The sequence below is a fragment of the Actinomycetospora atypica genome, assembly GCF_042653685.1.
GTDB classification, from domain to species: domain Bacteria; phylum Actinomycetota; class Actinomycetes; order Mycobacteriales; family Pseudonocardiaceae; genus Actinomycetospora; species Actinomycetospora atypica.
On the sequence record NZ_JBHSIV010000005.1, the window covers coordinates 157,901 to 170,895 of the forward strand.

The window sequence follows — 12,995 nt, forward strand, 5'->3', positions numbered from 1 at the left end:
TCCACCATGACGACCCCCACCACCTCCACCACCGGTTCGACGACCGGCGCCTCGACCGGTGGGTCCGCCGTGTCCACCACGTCCGGCGGCGCCGGCAACCCGCTCGACACCTCGCAGGGCAAGACCACGATCTCCGACGCGGTGGTCTCCAAGGTCGCCGGCATCGCCGCGCGCGAGGTGCCCGGCGTGTACGGCTTCGGCGGCGGTGCCGCCCGCGCCTTCGGTGCGATCACCGAGCGCATCCCCGGCGGCCGCGCGTCCACCACGCAGGGCGTGTCGGTCGAGGTCGGCGAGCGCCAGGCCGCGGTCGACCTGACGATCGTCGTCGAGTACGGCGTCGCGATCACCGAGCTGGCCCGCGCCATCCGTCGCAACGTCATCGGCGCCATCGAGCAGATGACCGGCCTGCAGGTCGTCGAGGTCAACATCAACGTCGTCGACCTGCACCTGCCCAGCGACGACAACAACAGCAGCGACAACGACGACCAGACCTCGTCGCGCCCGGTCAACCGCGTCCAGTGACCGTCCCCCCCGCCGGAGACCGGCCCTCGTCCGGTCCCCGGCCCGGCGACGGCGGCGTCGCCCCGGCCACCACCGGCCCGGGGCCGATGCCGTCGACCGCGGGCTCCGTGCCCGGTCCCGCCCCGGCGGGCCCGCCGACCTTCGACCCGGCCGGCGCCGTCGCGGCGCCGATCGGGCGCGACACGGACGCCCTCGTCGAACCGGTCGCCGCCGCGGTCCTGGCGTGCGCCGCGGTCTCCCGGCTCTCGGCCGGGCCCTTCGGCACCGTCGGGACCTACCTGCCGGGCCGCCGGGTGGCCGGCGTGCAGATCACCGACACCGAGGTCACCGTGCGGGTCGTCTCCTATCCCGTGCCCCTGCGGAGCCTGGAGACCCAGGTCCGCGGCGCGGTCTCCGCGCTCGTGCCCGGGGTGCCGGTCCACCTCGGTGTCGACGACATCGACACCGGCGAGCCCGACCCCGCCCGGCCCTGACCCACCCCTCACCGCGGACGCCGTGTCCGCACCCCTTCCGGAAGTTGAGTCCCATGCCTGTCTCCAACACCGTCCTCGGCCTGGCCGTCGGGCTCGTCCTCGGCGTCACCGGCGCCTTCGGGGGCTTCGGTGCCTTCCTGATCGTGCTGGTCCTCGGCGCGCTCGGGCTGCTCGTCGGCCGTCTCCTCGACGGCCAGCTCGACCTCGACGGCCTCACCGGCCGCGGCCGTTCCAGCAGCAGGCTCTGAGGCCGCCGCCATGAGCACCCCCCTCGGGAACGACGACGACCGGTCGGGACCGGCCCCCGACGACACCCCCACGGGGCAGGTCCCCGTGATCCCGCCCGCGCCGGCGACCTTCGTGCCGGTGACCGAGCGGGTCACCTCCACCGCGAACACCCCCACCCCCGGGACCGGCCGACACGCGGCCGAGGAGCCGGCGGGGGAGCGGGGCTCGCTGTCCATCGAGGACGTCGTCGTGGAGAAGGTGGCCGTGGCCGCCGCCGGCGAGATCGACGGTGTCGGCGGAGCCGCACGCCGCGTGCTCGGCGTGTCCGCGGGCAGCAACGACGGCGACGGCCGCCCCCGCGCCACCGCCCGGGTCAGCGGCGAGACCGCCGTCCTCGAGGTCCGTCTCACCGTCGCCTACCCGGCCTCGGTGCGGGCCACCACCGAGGCGGTGCGCGCCCACGTCCGCGACCGCGTCGAGGCCCTCACCGACCTCACCGTCACCCGCGTCGACATCTCGATCGCCGCGCTCACCGCCGGCAAGGTCAGCAAGGGACGGGTGATCGCGTGATCCGCCGTCCCCGCCGCAGCATCCCGGCCACGATCGTCGCGCTGCTGATCCTCGCGATCTGCGTGCTCGTGGTCGTCGCCGTCGTCCAGTCCCTGCTCGGGCGGACGCCGTTCCTGTCGCTGTCCCAGCTGCTGGAGGTCTCGTCCTCCCAGACCTGGTCGAGCGCCGGCACCGTCACCGCGGCGATCGTGCTCGCGATCCTGGGCCTGGTGCTGCTGTTCGCCGCGCTGCGCCCCGGCAAGCCCACCGTGCTGCCGCTGCGCCAGCTGGTCGACGACGACGGCACGCCCGGTGCCGTCGCGGGCGTCCGCCGCCCCACCCTCGTCAAGGACCTCGCCGCCGCCGCGGGCTCCGTCCCCGGTGTCACGTCCGCCGACGTCGTCGCCCGCCGCAAGCGGGTCACCGCGACCGTGCAGGTGGCCGCGGCCGACCCCGCCTCGGTGCCCGGCGAGGTCCGCGAGCGTCTCGAGCAGCGTCTCGCCGAGATCGGCCCCGCCGCCCGCCCCTCCGTGCGGGTGCGCGCCCGCACCGCCAAGAACTCCTAGGAGCCGGCCATGGCCAGCCCGAACCGCCCCGCCCGGCTCAACCGCACCCTGCTGCTGCTCACGGCGGTCGTCCTGCTCGCCGTCTCGGCGTTCGTCCTGCTCACCGCCTTCGAGGTCCTCCGGGTGATCCCCCCCGAGCAGCCCCTGACGCCGTCGTCGCTGTCCCCGCCCGACTGGGTCCCGTACGTGACCGTCGTCGTGGCGGTGGTCGTCGGGCTGCTCGCCCTGCGCTGGCTGCTCGCCCAGACCCAGCGCAAGGCCAAGACCGGCACCTGGCGCCTCGAGGCCGACCCCAGCGGCGGCAGCACCTCCCTGTCCGCCCAGGACGCCGTCGCGCCGATGGTCGACGAGATCGAGGGCTACCCCGGGGTGCACCGCGCGTCGGCCCGGTTGGCCGGCACCGCGCAGCGGCCCCGGCTCTACCTCACCGTCGGCACGGAGGACGCCGCCGACATCACCGAGGTCCGCCGCCGCATCGACACCGAGGCCGTCGCCCGGCTCCGGCAGGCCCTCGACCTCCCGGCCCTGCCCGCCGAGGTGCTCTTCCGCCTCGACGACGCCCGCAGCGCCCGTCTGAACTGACCCGCGGCCGGCCCCCGCTCGCGTGAGCGGGCCGGGGACGCCCGGCAGGTCAGTGCGCCGCGTCGGTGAGGTGCTGCACCACCCGGGCCTGGGCCGCGGCGGCCTCGGGGTGGGTGTAGAGCGCGAGGTGGGTGCCGGTGTCGAGGGTGAGCAGCTCGGCCCCGGGGATCGTGGCGGCGGCGAAGTCGCTCTGCTCCGGCGGGAGGTCGCTGTCGGCGCTGCCCTGCACGAGCAGCGTGGGCGCGGCGATCCGCTCCAGCTCCAGCGAGGTGATCGCGGCGAACCGGGCGAGGTCGTTGCGGTAGCCCGCGCGGCGGGCGGCGTCCGCCACCGACGTCGGTCCGAGGTCGAGCACGAACCGCCGCTTCTCCGGATCGGCGAGGACCTCCGCGACCCGCTGCTCCAGCTGGGCGGGGGTCAGGTCGCCCTCGCCCGAGAGCGCACCCTCGACGTACTTCGCGGGCTGGTGGGCGGCGAGCACCCGCAGCAGCCACTGCCCGGGAGCGGTGCTGAACATCAGCCGCGTGGCGAGGTCCTGGTCGGGCAGGTGGTACGCCTGGCTCACGGCCGCGTTCGCGACGAGGGCCGTGACCCGCCCGGGGTGGCGCACCGCGAGCCGGTACCCGGCGGGGCCGCCCCCGGACCAGGTGTAGACGCCGGCCCGGTCCACCCCGAGGTGGTCGAGGAGCGCGGCGAGGAGGTCGGCCTGCTCGTCGATCATGGTGCGTCCGTCGAGGGCGGTGCCGAGGTAGCCGGGTCGCGACAGCAGGATCGCCCGGACCCCCTCGCGCGGCAGGACGCGGGCCATGAGGGCGGCCGCGTCGACGCCGCCCGGCGTGCCGTGGACGACGAGCACCGGGGTGCCGGTGCCGACCTCGGCGTACTCGACCGGCCCTCGGGAGGTCTCGACGATCTGACTGACGTACTCCGGGGGCTGGTCCATCGGTGCCGTCCTCTCTCGGGGCCGACCGTGGTCAGGGGCCGACGTCGGGGATGCTCGAGGCGCTCTGCGGGCACTCGTCCCCCGGCTTCGAGGATTGCAGGGTGAAGCCCGCCGCGGGGTTGTCGCCCCCGTTGATGCCGATGTTCTGGTCGGTGGCGCACACCCCGGCCACGGGACCCGAGAGCGTGGCGGTCGACCAGTTGTTGTTCGTGCGCGGCACGTCGGAGTCGACGAGCAGCTTCTGGCCGTTGCTCATCGAGAAGGTGATCTTCATCTGCACGCCGTTGCCGACGTTGGTGGCCCTGAAGGTCCCGGGCGAGTCCGGGCCGATCGTGCCGGGATAGCCGGGGACGACGGTCCCGCCGTTGTCGGCGGTCACGGACTCGACGGTCAGGGTCACCGGCGTGTCGTTGGTGACGGTCTGGGTCACCGAGTAGTTCTTCGAGGAGGTGAGGTCCTCGGCGGCGGGGCCGCTCGGGGCGGACGAGCAGGCGGTGACGGTCAGCGCGGCGGTGGCGGCCAGGGCGGCGGCCAGGGCCGGGTGGAACGGGCGCACGGGTGGTCCTTCGTGATCGGGATCGATGGATGCAGGGGTGAGCCGCTCAGCACACGAGGCCGGCGGGACAGGCCTTCAGGCGAAGAGCTCGGTGACCTTGACCTGGTCGTAGTAGCCGACGACCTCGACGATCCGGTCCTCCACGACGCGCACCACCCAGCAGTACTGCAGCGTGTAGTCGGTCCCGTTGCGGCCGACGCCGCCGACGCCGTGGAACTCGACGACGGCCCACTCGCCGTCGGCGAGGATGCGCTGCACCTCGGCCTTCGGCCACGTCACGAGGTGGCTGTCGAGCGCACGCCAGACCCCGTCGATGTAGGCCTGCTTGCCGCGGAACGTCCCGGACACGGGCGAGGTGCCGGTGGCGGTCCACACGAGGTCGTCGGACAGGGCGCCGAGGAAGACCGTCCCGTCGAAGCCGGTGGCCTCGAGCTGGTCGAACCAGTCGGTGAGGAACCGGCGGGTCCGGTCGGTGGTGGTGTCGGTCGTCGTCGGGGACGTCATGGGTGCTCCTTGTCCGGGGTTGCCATGACGCTGGCACCCGGTCCTCCAACTGCGCTCCAACCGGTGGATCTCGCCCGTCAGCGCCGCCGCCGAGGCCTCCGAGCCCGTCGTTGGAGGGCCCTTGGAGGGCCGCACCGCACGGTGGGCGCAGCGCGCCGGACCCGCCGACCGCATCGAGATCGGAGACCGGCATGACCGAGGAGTGGAGCCGGTGGAACGACGGCATCGTCGAGGCCAACACGAGGGTGGTCGAGGAGTTCCGCGCGAACGGCGGTGAGGTCGGCGGCTACTTCGCCGGCGCGCCGATGCTGCTGCTCCACCACGTCGGGGCGCGCACGGGCATCGAGCGGGTCAACCCGCTGGTGTACCTGCGCGACGGGGACGACCTCGTCGTCTCGGCCTCCAAGGGCGGCGATCCGCACCACCCGGCCTGGTACCACGACCTCAAGGCACACCCGCGGGTCGTCGTCGAGGTCGGCACCGAGACGGTCGCGGTGGAGGCGGTCGAGGTGACCGGCGCGGAGCGCGACGAGCTCTACGCGCGGCTGGCGGCGATGCGCCCGGCCTTCGCCGGCTACGAGGCGAGGACCGACCGCGTCATCCCGATGTTCCGGCTGGTCCGTCAGGAGCCGTAGGTCTCGAACGCCGCGAGGTTCGACCAGTCCGGCCAGGTCAGCTCGTTCAGGCGCAGCAGCCGCTCCTCGCGGAAGGTCGCGACGAACACCACCTCGAGCGGCCGCTCCGGCTCGCCGGGCCGGCCGATCGTGATCCAGAGCCGCCCCGCCAGCCGGTCCCCCGCCTCGACCCACGCGTCCTCGTCGTACTCCACCCGGTAGGTGATCGCGGTCGGGTAGACGCGCTCGTGGCCCGCCCGGAACTCGGCGAGGTCCTGGCTCTGGCCGTTGGTGGTCAGCACGAAGTCCGGGTCGTAGTAGGTGTCCACGAGCGAGGCGTCCTTGGCCTCGACCATGCGCGTGAACATCTCCTCCATGCGCTCCCGCAGCGACATCGCGGACCTCTCCTCATCGGGGTGGGGACGTGCGTGTGAGCCGGCAGGTGGTGTGCCACCCGGGTCGGCGCCACGCTCCGCGTCACGGGCACATCCTGCCGCTCCACCCGGGGTTGGAATCGCGTTGGACCCGACTTGCGGCCCCGGGGCGCACCGTCGTCGGTGTCCGGGCCGGAGAGCGGCCCCGAGCGAGGAGCCACCCGATGGCTGCGCCCGTCCCACCGTCCACCTCGACCTTCCCGGCGCACCTGTGCCGGCGCGTCGGTCTGCTCGCCGCGGCCGGCGCGCTCGCCCTGGCGAGCGCCGCGTGCGGCAGCAGTGCCGCCGAGGGGTCGGCCCCGCAGTCGTTCGGGGCCACGGAGCCCGCGACGTCGGTGACGCTGCACTACGACGGGCCGGCGGCCCAGTCGGTACCCGTCCCACCCGGCGCGACCGCGGCGCACCTGGGCGCCGAGCTCGACCTCGCGCTGCCGTACAGCACGAAGGCAGCCACCCGCGACGAGTCCTACCGGCAGGCCCACACCTGGCGTGCGGAGCTGGAACGCGCCCTGTCCGACCCCACCCGGGCGGCCGAGGACTGGTTGCCGGTCGCCGTGGCGGTCGAGCGCGCGGTCGACACCGTGGCCGCTGCCGGCGACCGGCTCACCGACCGACGGATCAGCGCGGGGGACGTGCAGGCGCTGCTCGACCTGATCAGGTCGATCGGGGCCTCGTCGACTCCCGGGGAGGCGCTCGCCCGGACCGCCGAGTTCGGCGATGCGCTCCGACCCCTCGTCGACAGGGCCCCCGGCCCCCGGATGAGACGGGACACGCCGGCGACCTGCCCCACCGCTCGAGGTCCCCGGCCGTGTGCTGCTTCCCGCCGCGCTCACGTCCGACCCCGGAGGAGGGTCGGAAGCTACCGGAGCCCGACGATCCCTCGGCGGGACGGGACGAAGGTCGAGTCGTCTCCAACACGGGGCCACCTCGGGCCGCGATCGGTTGGCGCGACCTTGAAGTCGGGCCGTCCATGGTTCTCGCACGGACCTTCCACCCCGGACGGTCAGGACGAGAGCCGAGGCCATGACCAGCACCCGCACCCACGCCCGGACCATCACCACCTTCGTGGGCCTGACCGCCTGCGCCGCCGTGCTCGTCGCGTGTGCCGGAGGTGGCCCCGACGACCAGGCGGCCGCCAGCGTCGGCGGCGGGCTGCAGCCCGCCCCGCCGGTCGGCTGCTGGACGACCGGCGGCGACTACTGGGCCCAGCCCACGACCCTCGGGTGCCGGTCCATCGGCTCGGCCGTGTCCTACCCCGTGCCGCAGGGCGCCACGGGGATGACGATCGCCCTCAGCGGCGGCAGCGGCGGCCAGTCGAACCCCGCTCACGGTGGGGCCGGCACCGCCGTCACGGGGACCTGGTCGGTCACGGGCGGCCAGACCGTCAGCGCGTTCGTCGGGGCGCAGGGGGCGGCCGGCGGGACGACCCCGGGTTCGGGTCTCGGTGGGGTGGGGGCCGCGACCGGCAGCGCTGCCGGCTGCACCGACGGCGGCGGGGGCGGGGGCGCCTCGGAGGTCAGCCTGGACGGGACCCCCGTCATCGTCGCGGGCGGCGGTGGCGGCGGTGGCGCCCAGGGCATCTTCCCCGGCTCCGACGACGGTGGCTGGGGCGGCAAGGGAGGTGCGGGCGGTGACAACGGGACCGGGCCGGGCCACGGGGACAACCACCCGGGCGGCTCGGGGACGGCCCTGGCCGGTGGGACGGTGGGCGGTCCCGGCGACGCCGGTGGCGGCTGTGGCGGTGGCGGGGGCGCCGGCTGGGGCGGGGGCCAGGGCGGCGGCGGCGGCAAGGTCGGCGGGGGTGGTGGCGCGGGCGGTTCGGCCGGGGGCTCCTACACCAGCCCCGCCGCCACGAACCCCACGCGAGGACTCGCCGCGGACGGTCCCGCCGACGGCACCCTGACCATCACCTGGGTCTACGGAGCCTGACGCGAGGCCTCGCCCGGGTGGGACGTACGCGTGAGCCGGCGGGTCGTGAGGAGCAGCAGCGTGAACGCGACGAGCGCGAGCACGACGTAGACGAGCACCCCGCCCACCGAGTCCCACACGGTGTGCAGCCCCACCGCCACGAGGTAGACGAGGACGAACCACCCGGCCGCGCGGGCGGAGCGACCCCGCGCGGCGTACCAGAGCGCGGCGGCCGTGAGGCCGGTCCAGGCCATGTGCGCGGCGGGGCTGAGCAGGCCGCGCAGGAGGAGCTCGCCGTCGACCGCGGCGATGTTCCCGCGGGTCTTCACCAGCACGGTCACCGCGTAGCCCATCGTCTCCAGGGCGGCGAACCCGGCGCCGGAGGCGACCCCCAGGACGAGGCCGTTGGCCGGTCCCCGCCGGTAGCGGGGGAGCGCGAGCATCACGGCGGGCACGACGAGCTTGGCGGCCTCCTCGATGATCGCGACCACGAGCATCGGCAGGGCCCCGAGGCGCTGGAGCGCGTCGTACTCGAGGGTGCCGGCGACGACCGTGCCCAGCACCCCGCCCAGCAGTGCGGTGATCGCGATCGGGCCGGCGCCGAGGTCGGTGGGCAGGCGCCGGCTGGCGACGAACGTCAGGAACGCCGCGGGGACGACGGCGGCGCCGAGCAGGATCAGAGAGGGCAGGAAGTTGGGGTTCTGGGTCGCGACGAGCGTCCGGCGGACCAGCTCGAAGAGCACGATCCCGACGACGAGGACCACGAACCACACCTGGCGCCCCACCCGGGTCGGCGCCCCGCTCTGCGTCACGGGCACATTCTGGCGCGGGCCCACGATCGTCCGGAACGTGCCCGGCCACCGGCCGCCACGTGGAATAGTGAGTGCCGATGCGTGACGTGGAGTTCCTGGCCCTGACCGACTGGCTCGCCGACGGCGCCACCGAGAGCGCGACGACGGCCGAGGCGGAGCTGGCGGCCGACTGGACGCGCACCACCTCGGTCGCCCGGTGGAGCCGGCTCTCGGCGCCCGCCCGCGTGATCGCCGACGAGGCCGTGTCCCGGCTCGCCTGACCCGTCACCCCCGCGTCGCGCTGCTCCACGGGCGCGGCCGGCGGACCTGTCCGACGCGGGCCTTCGGGATCGCGACCGGCTCCACCCCGGCGACGACGCGGTTCGAGACCGAGCCGATGTGCTCGACGACCAGGGTCACCACGTCACCGGGCCGCAGCGGCGGGGGAGCCTCGTCGCCCAGGTGGGCCCAGTGCTCGAGCAGGCAGCCCGCGCCGCAGGTCCCGGCGGCGAGCACGTCGCCGGTGCGGAGCTCCGCGCCGCGGGAGGCGTAGGCGACGATCTCCTCGAAGGACCAGGCCATGTTCGCCGAGGTGTCGCCACCCCCGGGCAGCGGCACGCCGTTGACCTCGGCGTGCATCTCCAGGGCCAACCGGTCGTCGCGGCGGTGGGGAGCGAGTTCGTCGGAGGTGACGACCCACGGTCCGAGGGTGTTGGCGAAGTCCTTGCCCTTGACCGGCCCCAGCCCCACCGGGATCACCGGGGCCATGAGGTCGCGGGCCGACCAGTCGTTGAACAGGGTGTACCCGGCGATGTGGTCGGCGGCCTGTTCCGGGGTCAGGTCCTTCCCGGGCTTCCCGACGACGGCCGCGAGCTCCAGTTCGAAGTCCAGCCTCTCGCACCCCGGCGGCACCGCGACCGGCTCGTCCGGTCCGATCACGGCGTTGGTGTTGGAGAAGTAGAAGACGGGCTGCTCGTACCACTCCTGAGGCGGTGCGGTGCGCCCGAGCAGCTTCAGGCTGCCCTCGAGGTGCTCCTCGAACGTGATGTAGTCGCGCAGCGTCCCGGGCCGGACGGGCGCGAGGAGCCGCACCTCCGACAGCGGGCGCGGTCCGCCCTCGGCGGCCTTCCCGACGAGGTCGGCCCGCTCGGCCGGGGTCGCGGCGAGCACCTCCTCGACCGTGGTGCCGACGGCGAGCGGCTGCACGCGCTCACCGTCGACGACACCGACCCTGGTCCCGCCGTCGATCTCGATCCGGGCGATCCTCATGCGGTCTCCTCCGTGTCGAGCTCCCAGGCGGCGATGCGGCCGAACTGCTCCAGGCGGTCCGCGCGCGGCCTGGTCGGGTCGAGCTCCTCGTAGACGTTGAGCACGTTCGCCGCGATGCGGCCCTGCTCGGACATGGCCGCGAAGCGGCCGAGGTCGATCGACGCGACGGCTTCTTCGACGCTCTCGCCGGCCTCGAACCGCTTCGTGGCCTCCTGCTCGACGAACACGAGGTAGTCCCGGACCCACCCGACGCCGTCCTTGTCGGTGACCGGGCCGTGCCCGGGCACGATCGCGGCGAGCTCGAGGTCGAGGATCCGGTCGCAGGCGGCGATGCACCGGGCCACCGGCCCCGTCCACACGAGCGGGGCGCCGCCGATGAACAGGATGTCGCCGCTGTAGAGGACCTTCGCGTCCGGCACGTGGACGAGCACGTCGCCCGGGGTGTGGGCGGGGCCGACCTGGACGAGCCGCACCTGCCGGCCGCCGACGTCGAGGTCCAGCTCGCCGGTGAAGGTGCGGGTGGGTGGGGTGGCGACGATGCCGGACAGGTCGAAGGGGCCCGAGATGCCGCGGATGAACGTGCCGAGCCGGTCGGTCCGCTCGGACAGGCCGGCCAGCTCGGACACCGCGGCCGGTGTCATCAGGGCCGCGGCCGCCTCGGACGCGACGATCTCCACCTCGGGACCGGCGACGAGCTGGTTGCCGAACCAGTGGTCGCCGTCGGAGTGGGTGTTGACCAGGGTGCGGATCGGGTGGCCCGACGTGAGCGGGGCGTACCCCTCGAGCATCTCCGCGGTGTGCGGGAGGTCGTAGTGGGTGTCCACCAGCAGCGACACCCCCGCCCCGCGCACCAGCCCGGCGTTGCTCTCGCCCCACCGGCCCTCCGGGATCAGCCAGGCGTGGCAGTCGCCCCCCAGGTCGTGGGGGCCCTGCGGGTAGGCGGCCATCACGCGGCCACCAGACGCACCGGGAGCACGTCGAACTTGCGCATCGTCCCGCTGGGGCTGCGCACCGCGTCGCCGGTGCGCTCGAACCGCCGCACCCGACGGACGAGCTCCGTCAGCATCGACGTCGCCTCCAGGCGCGCCAGCGGGGCGCCGAGGCACAGGTGGATCGAGGTCCCGAGGGCCAGGTGGGTACGGGCGTTCTCCCGGGTCACGTCCAGCCGGTCCGGGTCGGGGAACTGGCGGGGGTCGCGGCCGGTCGACCCGAGGACCGCGCAGACCGTGGCCCCGGCCGGGATCGCGACGCCGCCGATCTCGGCCTCGGCGCGCGTGCGGCGGTAGAAGACGCGGAAGGGCGCCTCGAACCTCAGCAGCTCCTCGACCGCGTTCGGGATCAGGTCCGGGCGCTCGCGCAGCAGCTCCCACTGGTCGGGCTGCTCGATGAACGCGTCGATCGCGTTGCCCAGCAGCGCCCCGGTGGAGTCGACGCCCGCCAGCCAGATCGACGCGAGGGTCATGAGCCGCTCCGGGCCCTCGGCCGCGAGCCCGCCGGTCGCGCCGCCGGACTCCATGATCAGCCGCCCCAGGCAGTGCGCGGGCAGGCCGGGGATCCCCTCCTGGCCGAGCCAGGTCAGGGACTCGAGGAGCAGCTCCGTGTGGCGCGGGTTCGCGGCCGGCTCCTGGGCGCGCACCACGGCGTCGCTCCAGTCGACCAGGGCCTGACAGCTCGGGGGAGTGAGGCCGGTCAGGAGCTCCATGGCCCGGTCGGGCATCGGCTGGGCCACCGCCGGGACGGCGTCGACCTCGCCGAGGGCCACCGCCGTCCCGACGATCTCCGCCGCCGCGGTCTCGATGCCCGGGCGTAGGTGCTCGATCTCGGCCCGGGCGAACGGCGGCTGCACCGCGCGCCGGATCCGGGTGTGCTCCGGGGGGTCGGTCTCGATCAACGGGTACCGGTCGGTGCGGTCCAGGGCGCTCTCGTAGGTCGCCCCGTCGCCGGAGACGAACGACCGGTGGTCCCGCAGCACCGCGGCCGCCTCGGCGTACCCGGGCACCAGCCAGATCCCCCGCTCCGGCTCGTAGATCGCGGGAGTCTGCCCGCGGAGCTCCGCGTAGAGCGGGTACGGGTCGCGCAACGCCTCCTCCCGATACAGGTCGTGCGAGCCGCGGTGTGTCGGTGGAGCTACGTTGGACATACTTCTCCCTGGTCAGGGGGTTGCACTCGAGTGCAGACGGGCGGTGTCGAGAGATTTGCACCCGGGTGCAGAGCGTGTCAAGCGTCACGACGGCGGAGCGACGAGCCCGCCCACGACCAAGGACCTCCTCTACGAGGCCGCGGCGGCGCTGTTCGTCGAACGGGGCTACGAGGACACGACGATGGCCGAGATCGCCGAGCGGGCCGGCACCTCCCGCCGCACGGCGTTCAACCACTTCCCCAGCAAGGGCGACATCCCGATGCTGTGGACGCGGCGGATGGCGGACGTCGCCGTGGACGCGGTCACCGGGTCCTCCGAGGAAGCGGCGCCCGAGCGGACCCGCGCCTACTTCCGGCTGATCGGCCGGCTGGTGGAGGCCGAGCCCGAGCTCACCCGCCAGATGATGCTCGGCTGGACGGCGGCGGCCGGTCCGATCCGGTACGAGTCGCAGCTGCTCGCCGATCTGGAGCCCCTGCTGCGCGACGGCCAGGAGCGCGGCGAGATCGACCCGGTCGCGGACGTCGCCGAGGCCGCCCGCACGCTGTCGGACGTCTTCATGGGCGTGGTGTTCCGCTGGGTCCGCGATCCCGACGCGCTCGGTCCCTTCCAGGGCGTGGCGGACGGCGGGATCGAGCTCGTCCTGTCAGCTCTCCGGGTCTGAGGCCGGGCGGTCGTACGCGTCCTGGGCGGCCGCCACCTCCGCCGCGTGCGTGATCGCCCAGTCCTGGAGTGCCTGGAGGGGCGCACACAGGCTGCGCCCCGCGTCGGTGAGGGCGTACTCGACGCGCACCGGGACCTCGGGGTGGACGGTGCGGCGCACGAGCCCGTCGCGCTCCAGCGCGCGGAGCGTCTGCGTCAGCATCTTCTGCGAGACCCCCTCGACCCGGCGGGCGAGGTGGGAGAAGCGGTGCTCACC

General features: G+C 74.5%; 18 protein-coding genes and 1 pseudogene. 10 read left to right on the forward strand and 9 right to left on the reverse strand.

What is annotated here, in order from left to right; translation table 11 throughout:
* The first annotated feature begins 6 nt into the window (after positions 1–6).
* The 6 genes from ACFPBZ_RS06740 to amaP are packed head-to-tail and all read left to right on the forward strand — an operon-like array spanning position 7 to position 2,920.
* On the forward strand, positions 7–522 hold the full coding sequence (locus ACFPBZ_RS06740) for an Asp23/Gls24 family envelope stress response protein (RefSeq protein WP_378035250.1): 516 nt from the start codon (positions 7–9) through the stop codon (positions 520–522).
* A complete protein-coding gene (locus ACFPBZ_RS06745) occupies positions 519–995 on the forward strand; it encodes a hypothetical protein (protein WP_378035251.1) in 477 nt (158 codons plus the stop codon). The genes ACFPBZ_RS06740 and ACFPBZ_RS06745 overlap by 4 nt, the downstream gene beginning before the upstream one ends.
* A gap of 53 nt (positions 996–1,048) precedes the next feature.
* Positions 1,049–1,243 carry a hypothetical protein gene (locus tag ACFPBZ_RS06750; protein WP_378035252.1) on the forward strand — a complete coding sequence of 65 codons (195 nt, stop codon included), beginning with the start codon at positions 1,049–1,051 and terminating at the stop codon, positions 1,241–1,243.
* Positions 1,244–1,253: 10 nt separating this feature from the next.
* Positions 1,254–1,793 (forward strand): Asp23/Gls24 family envelope stress response protein, encoded by a 540-nt coding sequence (locus ACFPBZ_RS06755; protein WP_378035253.1) that lies wholly within the window; start codon positions 1,254–1,256, stop codon positions 1,791–1,793.
* Complete coding sequence (locus ACFPBZ_RS06760) at positions 1,790–2,338, forward strand: DUF6286 domain-containing protein (protein ID WP_378035254.1); 549 nt, start codon at positions 1,790–1,792, stop codon at positions 2,336–2,338. Before ACFPBZ_RS06755 ends, ACFPBZ_RS06760 begins: the two co-directional genes overlap by 4 nt.
* Before the next feature lie 9 nt (positions 2,339–2,347).
* The gene (amaP, locus tag ACFPBZ_RS06765; RefSeq protein WP_378035255.1) at positions 2,348–2,920 is read left to right on the forward strand and encodes an alkaline shock response membrane anchor protein AmaP; all 573 of its coding nucleotides are present in this window, start codon (positions 2,348–2,350) and stop codon (positions 2,918–2,920) included.
* 49 nt (positions 2,921–2,969) lie between these two features.
* On the opposite strand, the gene ACFPBZ_RS06770 is transcribed toward amaP, so the two are convergent.
* The 3 genes from ACFPBZ_RS06770 to ACFPBZ_RS06780 form a co-directional block, all read right to left on the reverse strand.
* Positions 2,970–3,863, reverse strand: coding sequence for an alpha/beta fold hydrolase (locus tag ACFPBZ_RS06770; RefSeq protein ID WP_378035256.1), 894 nt, complete (start codon positions 3,861–3,863; stop codon positions 2,970–2,972).
* A 31-nt stretch (positions 3,864–3,894) separates the two neighbouring features.
* Positions 3,895–4,419, reverse strand: coding sequence for a hypothetical protein (locus ACFPBZ_RS06775; RefSeq protein ID WP_378035257.1), 525 nt, complete (start codon positions 4,417–4,419; stop codon positions 3,895–3,897).
* Between the two features lie 75 nt (positions 4,420–4,494).
* A complete protein-coding gene (locus ACFPBZ_RS06780; protein ID WP_378035258.1) occupies positions 4,495–4,923 on the reverse strand; it encodes a nuclear transport factor 2 family protein in 429 nt (142 codons plus the stop codon).
* Positions 4,924–5,114: 191 nt separating this feature from the next.
* Here ACFPBZ_RS06780 and ACFPBZ_RS06785 point away from each other — a divergent pair, with 191 nt between their 5' ends.
* Positions 5,115–5,558 carry a nitroreductase family deazaflavin-dependent oxidoreductase gene (locus ACFPBZ_RS06785; RefSeq protein WP_378035259.1) on the forward strand — a complete coding sequence of 148 codons (444 nt, stop codon included), beginning with the start codon at positions 5,115–5,117 and terminating at the stop codon, positions 5,556–5,558.
* On the opposite strand, the gene ACFPBZ_RS06790 is transcribed toward ACFPBZ_RS06785, so the two are convergent.
* Positions 5,546–5,932, reverse strand: coding sequence for a nuclear transport factor 2 family protein (locus tag ACFPBZ_RS06790; protein ID WP_378035260.1), 387 nt, complete (start codon positions 5,930–5,932; stop codon positions 5,546–5,548). The two genes, ACFPBZ_RS06785 and ACFPBZ_RS06790, sit on opposite strands and share 13 nt — an antisense overlap.
* A gap of 1,062 nt (positions 5,933–6,994) precedes the next feature.
* Here ACFPBZ_RS06790 and ACFPBZ_RS06795 point away from each other — a divergent pair.
* The gene (locus ACFPBZ_RS06795; protein ID WP_378035261.1) at positions 6,995–7,900 is read left to right on the forward strand and encodes a hypothetical protein; all 906 of its coding nucleotides are present in this window, start codon (positions 6,995–6,997) and stop codon (positions 7,898–7,900) included.
* Here ACFPBZ_RS06795 and ACFPBZ_RS06800 read toward each other — a convergent pair.
* Positions 7,888–8,691 carry a PrsW family intramembrane metalloprotease gene (locus tag ACFPBZ_RS06800; RefSeq protein WP_378035262.1) on the reverse strand — a complete coding sequence of 268 codons (804 nt, stop codon included), beginning with the start codon at positions 8,689–8,691 and terminating at the stop codon, positions 7,888–7,890. The two genes, ACFPBZ_RS06795 and ACFPBZ_RS06800, sit on opposite strands and share 13 nt — an antisense overlap.
* Positions 8,692–8,768: 77 nt before the next feature.
* Here ACFPBZ_RS06800 and ACFPBZ_RS06805 point away from each other — a divergent pair, with 77 nt between their 5' ends.
* Positions 8,769–8,951, forward strand: coding sequence for a hypothetical protein (locus ACFPBZ_RS06805; protein WP_378035263.1), 183 nt, complete (start codon positions 8,769–8,771; stop codon positions 8,949–8,951).
* Positions 8,952–8,955: 4 nt separating this feature from the next.
* Here the strand turns inward: ACFPBZ_RS06805 and ACFPBZ_RS06810 are convergent, their stop codons facing one another.
* The 3 genes from ACFPBZ_RS06810 to ACFPBZ_RS06820 are packed head-to-tail and all read right to left on the reverse strand — an operon-like array spanning position 8,956 to position 12,019.
* A complete protein-coding gene (locus ACFPBZ_RS06810) occupies positions 8,956–9,939 on the reverse strand; it encodes a fumarylacetoacetate hydrolase family protein (protein ID WP_378035264.1) in 984 nt (327 codons plus the stop codon).
* Positions 9,936–10,886 (reverse strand): MBL fold metallo-hydrolase, encoded by a 951-nt coding sequence (locus ACFPBZ_RS06815; protein WP_378035265.1) that lies wholly within the window; start codon positions 10,884–10,886, stop codon positions 9,936–9,938. Before ACFPBZ_RS06815 ends, ACFPBZ_RS06810 begins: the two co-directional genes overlap by 4 nt.
* Positions 10,886–12,019 (reverse strand): cytochrome P450, encoded by a 1,134-nt coding sequence (locus ACFPBZ_RS06820; protein WP_378035266.1) that lies wholly within the window; start codon positions 12,017–12,019, stop codon positions 10,886–10,888. The genes ACFPBZ_RS06815 and ACFPBZ_RS06820 overlap by 1 nt, the downstream gene beginning before the upstream one ends.
* Positions 12,020–12,122: 103 nt before the next feature.
* Between ACFPBZ_RS06820 and ACFPBZ_RS06825 the strand changes: the two genes are divergently transcribed.
* Positions 12,123–12,740, forward strand: a complete 618-nt coding sequence (locus ACFPBZ_RS06825; protein WP_378035267.1) for a TetR/AcrR family transcriptional regulator — start codon at positions 12,123–12,125, stop codon at positions 12,738–12,740.
* Here the strand turns inward: ACFPBZ_RS06825 and ACFPBZ_RS06830 are convergent.
* Positions 12,723–12,992: pseudogene (locus tag ACFPBZ_RS06830) on the reverse strand (winged helix-turn-helix transcriptional regulator); the annotation flags it as partial. The gene ACFPBZ_RS06825 and the pseudogene ACFPBZ_RS06830 overlap by 18 nt on opposite strands.
* Positions 12,993–12,995 lie beyond the last annotated feature (3 nt).

Bases quoted from the DNA above. Each gene is read 5' to 3' on its own strand.
- ACFPBZ_RS06780 (WP_378035258.1), bottom strand. From the start codon at position 4,923: ATGACGTCCCCGACGACGACCGACACCACCACCGACCGGACCCGCCGG.
- ACFPBZ_RS06795 (WP_378035261.1), top strand. From the start codon at position 6,995: ATGACCAGCACCCGCACCCACGCCCGGACCATCACCACCTTCGTGGGC.
- ACFPBZ_RS06770 (WP_378035256.1), bottom strand. From the start codon at position 3,863: ATGGACCAGCCCCCGGAGTACGTCAGTCAGATCGTCGAGACCTCCCGA.
- ACFPBZ_RS06815 (WP_378035265.1), bottom strand. From the start codon at position 10,886: ATGGCCGCCTACCCGCAGGGCCCCCACGACCTGGGGGGCGACTGCCAC.
- ACFPBZ_RS06740 (WP_378035250.1), top strand. From the start codon at position 7: ATGACGACCCCCACCACCTCCACCACCGGTTCGACGACCGGCGCCTCG.
- ACFPBZ_RS06810 (WP_378035264.1), bottom strand. From the start codon at position 9,939: ATGAGGATCGCCCGGATCGAGATCGACGGCGGGACCAGGGTCGGTGTC.
- ACFPBZ_RS06785 (WP_378035259.1), top strand. From the start codon at position 5,115: ATGACCGAGGAGTGGAGCCGGTGGAACGACGGCATCGTCGAGGCCAAC.
- ACFPBZ_RS06790 (WP_378035260.1), bottom strand. From the start codon at position 5,932: ATGTCGCTGCGGGAGCGCATGGAGGAGATGTTCACGCGCATGGTCGAG.
- ACFPBZ_RS06755 (WP_378035253.1), top strand. From the start codon at position 1,254: ATGAGCACCCCCCTCGGGAACGACGACGACCGGTCGGGACCGGCCCCC.
- amaP (WP_378035255.1), top strand. From the start codon at position 2,348: ATGGCCAGCCCGAACCGCCCCGCCCGGCTCAACCGCACCCTGCTGCTG.
- ACFPBZ_RS06805 (WP_378035263.1), top strand. From the start codon at position 8,769: ATGCGTGACGTGGAGTTCCTGGCCCTGACCGACTGGCTCGCCGACGGC.
- ACFPBZ_RS06750 (WP_378035252.1), top strand. From the start codon at position 1,049: ATGCCTGTCTCCAACACCGTCCTCGGCCTGGCCGTCGGGCTCGTCCTC.